Genomic DNA, 3,235 nt, shown 5'->3' on the forward strand with positions numbered 1-3,235 from the left:
TCGGGAGCCTTGGCGAACCTCTGTGCCAACTCCGCTAGCTCCTTCCACCCAGCCACGTTGCCTATACAGGCGTCTAGCTCTCCCTCCTCGAGGGTGGAGGAATCGCAAGGACCTCCGACGACTCTCACCAGCGTCTTGAAGAACGATGCAGGGCTGGACATAGCGCGCTTCTCTACCACCACGCGGACAATGGGCTCCACGTTTGCGTTTCTGAGCTTGTATAACACGCTCAACAGAGCTTGCGACTCCTCCTTAGAGGCCCTCACCTGTACAACCCAATAATTGAGGCGAGGGAATATCCTACGCCCCTCGTACTCCTCCACGTCGCGTTTCTCCCTCCTTATGACGAGTCCGTCCACCAGAGACGTCAAGAAGCGGTAGTCCTGTTCGTCGCCTGTATGCGGCGTCGCGGTGAGCAATAGACAGCCCCCAGCAGTTCTGCAGAGATGCGACAAGTTCATCCTCTGGGTATCCAGCCTGATTTTATGAGCCTCATCGATCACCACAAGATCCCAAGAGATGCGGCTGAGGGAGTTCAAGTAGTCGGGCATCTTCGCCCTATCCATCGTGATGAGGTAGACCCGATAGCCCAGAGGAAACTCAGAGCTCTCCACCACGTAGTGCTGGATATCGAATCTCTGCAACTCGTCGGCCCACTGAGCCAATACGGCCCGCGGGACAATGACGAGGACGTGGTTAACCCGCCCCAGCTCCATAAACGCCTTAATTAGCAAGAGCGACTGTATGGTCTTCCCAAGCCCTACGTCGTCTGCTAGAAGAAGCCTCGGCCTAGGGAGCCAGAGGGCGTCGGAGACGAAATCGAGCTGGTGTTTGTAGAGCTCCTTGCCCGCTTGTCTGAGGATCTCTATCAGGGAGACCATTACGGCAAAACTCCCCTATAGATCTTGGCGATTCTCGCAAAGGCGTCAACAATGCGGCGGCAGTTCCCGCCCTCCGACCTGCAGAGCCACAGCCTGTACAGAAAGGCGTCGGCCAGGAGGGACACCTCGTGTAGCCTAAGAGAGGCGGCGAGGATCTCGGCATCAGCCCGCGGCAAGCGGCCTCTACGCGCCAGGAGGTACACCAAAGCCCTCTCGAAGGGAACTCTATCCCGGAAAACCAGCTCCCCGTCGCTAAGCTCCACATGCCTCCCCAGCTCCCAAGGCCACAGCTTTCTGAGGAAGTCGGACACCTCCTCCAGCGGTACGCCCACCTCGAACTTCCCCTCCTGCGCCACCACGACTACTCTCCCAGCCCCCCTCCTCCTAATCAGCATGTCTCCTCCACCTCCACGTCGAAGGTGTACTTGCCTCCCTTGAACTTCTGGGCCATGTCGCCGTCCACTTGTACTGAGGGCGTAAACTCAAATTTGATGTCGGCGGCAGGGGATAAGTACTCCAACGCGGCCAGTAGCCTAATCGCGCGCTCCCGGACCTCTGGAGACGTTATGTTAAACGTGGCGTCGATGTTGACTACTAAGTCGCTCCCGGCCTGGGTCGCCTTCACGCTCAACTTCAGCGGAACACCTCTCTTTACAAAATAATCAAGCAACCCGCGTGCATCCTTTACGTAAGTAACCGAGATCCCCCTGATGGCGTCGCCGACGTCAACAGAGTATTTAGTTCGTAACCTTCTACACCGCCCCTTGATATTCACCGACACGCTCCTCCTATCCCTAGTGCCGTCTCTAAACACAGCCTCGATCTCCATCACGTAGACGCCTGGCTCCGACGGCAGATCGACCTCAAATACATGTAACTTGCCGGAGGCGTTCTCCTCCCTCTCCACCTCGCCTATCCGGTAGAGCACAGTCAACAGATCGTCGCTCCCAACCACCTCAACCTTTACTCTAGAGCCGGGGTTACGCTCTACTATCGGCGTAGCCACGCCGTCAATCCTAACCTCGATAGCCCTCTCCCTGACCTCAACCTCCAGGCGGCCCTCCGAGAGGAAGGGCCACTCCCCCCTAGACGACAATAAATCGTCCACGGCCCTCTTCACCTCCTCACCGCTGGGCCGCCTATATACAATATAGTACCTGGTGGTGCTGGTGGAAAGAGACGCCAGCTGTTTCAGAAAGGCCTCGACGGCCCACTCCACCAGCTGATCCCTCCACCTCAGCGGGGCGACCCCCACGTCCTTGTCGAGGGGCGGGATCTCACAACCAGACTTAGAGAGCCACTTAACCTCTCCATCCACCTCGAACAGACAGCTACACCCGGCGCAGTAGCTCTTCACAGCCTCAACAAACTCCTCAAAGGAGATAGGCGCAGGTGGGAATTTCTCGTTGTTTAGATACAGACTCCAGAGATCTCCCAGCTTCTTAAAGCCGTCCCACTGAAGCTCTGCGAAAATCTTCTCCACAAGCCCCCTCAAAACGTCGGACCTCTGCTTAGCCACCTCGTTTAGGTACTCGTCAAGCCGCCTTGCCTCCAGCTCCTTGAATCCTGCCACCACTTTCCTCAGCCATGTGTAGGACGCCGTCTTCAACGCCGCGGAGGCCCGCTCCTTCCACCGCTCCACCCTACTCCTCAACAACTGCTCCATCTCCCGCTTAATTCTCTCGTCCTCCATGGACAGAAGATCTGGGAAGTAGTGGTACAGGTTGAGGAGGACCTCGTCAACCGCCTTGTAGAGCTGACCCAACGCCACGGCGGCCTCCTTCACGTTCTTAACAGCCGTAAACCTCTCCAAAAGCCGCTCCGCGTCGGCAGGCACAGGCCCCGAGTCGTCCCGCCTTACGAAAAAGAGGTTGTTCCTCCGCCTACCCACCCCAAACTCCATCAAGTCAACCGCCAGTGTGGACTTATCCGCGTCGTCCAGCGCCCTGGCCCACTCATCCCTATTGGTCAGAATCACCACCTTGCCGAAGGCCTTCCTCTGGCTACTTACGCCCGAGACATAGACAGCCGAGAAGAAGCGCGCATTCTCCCTCAGAAGGGCGGCCAGCTGATCCGCGACTACGTCCATGCCGTCCTCGTAGGAAAATTTAAACATAGCCTCCCTAATGGCGTGGATCTCGTCGCCGATAAACCAATAGACGTACCTATCGCCCAGCCTCGCCACGTGGAGCCCCACGTCGGTGACCTTGGCGAGCACATCCCTCACGTCCACAGGCCTAATGTCGAGGGCGTTGTAGCTACCCGCCACGATCTCATCCTCAGTAGGGTAGAGGGACTCGGCCGGCATAAGCCTAGCCAGAAACGTCGCAAGCAGGATGTGCCTCAGGACAGAA

Annotated in this window: 2 protein-coding genes and 1 pseudogene; all 3 read right to left on the reverse strand. The window is 57.6% G+C overall.

The features are described from left to right. The coding region (locus ACP5J3_RS12175) for an SNF2-related protein (protein WP_428495938.1) at window positions 1-881 on the reverse strand (881 nt) is incomplete at its 3' end. Next, on the reverse strand, window positions 881-1,276 hold the full coding sequence (locus ACP5J3_RS12180; RefSeq protein ID WP_428495939.1) for a hypothetical protein: 396 nt from the start codon (window positions 1,274-1,276) through the stop codon (window positions 881-883). The genes ACP5J3_RS12175 and ACP5J3_RS12180, both read right to left, overlap by 1 nt. Then, window positions 1,270-3,235 (reverse strand): annotated as a pseudogene (locus ACP5J3_RS12185) (DUF499 domain-containing protein); the annotation flags it as partial. The pseudogene ACP5J3_RS12185 and the gene ACP5J3_RS12180, both read right to left, overlap by 7 nt.

The organism is Pyrobaculum sp. (assembly GCF_049971835.1).
GTDB lineage: Archaea > Thermoproteota > Thermoprotei > Thermoproteales > Thermoproteaceae > Pyrobaculum.